Here is a 255-nt window from a genome sequence, read left to right as displayed (position 1 = left end):
GAATACCAGTGGCGAAGGCGGCCCCCTGGCCAAAGACTGACGCTCAGGTGCGAAAGCGTGGGGAGCAAACAGGATTAGATACCCTGGTAGTCCACGCCGTAAACGATGTCAACTTGAAGTCTGTGCCATTTGAGCGCGGGTTTCGGAGCTAACGCGTTAAGTTGACCGCCTGGGGAGTACGGCCGCAAGGTTAAAACTCAAATGAATTGACGGGGGCCCGCACAAGCGGTGGAGCATGTGGTTTAATTCGATGCA

General features: G+C 55.3%; 1 rRNA gene. It reads left to right on the top strand.

What is annotated here, in order from left to right:
* Positions 1-255, top strand: a 16S ribosomal RNA gene (locus DA373_RS16200); the annotation flags it as partial.

The sequence above is a fragment of the Oceanimonas marisflavi genome, from assembly GCF_003049725.1.
Taxonomy (GTDB): domain Bacteria; phylum Pseudomonadota; class Gammaproteobacteria; order Enterobacterales; family Aeromonadaceae; genus Oceanimonas; species Oceanimonas marisflavi.
This window is presented reverse-complemented; position numbering and strand designations above follow the sequence as displayed.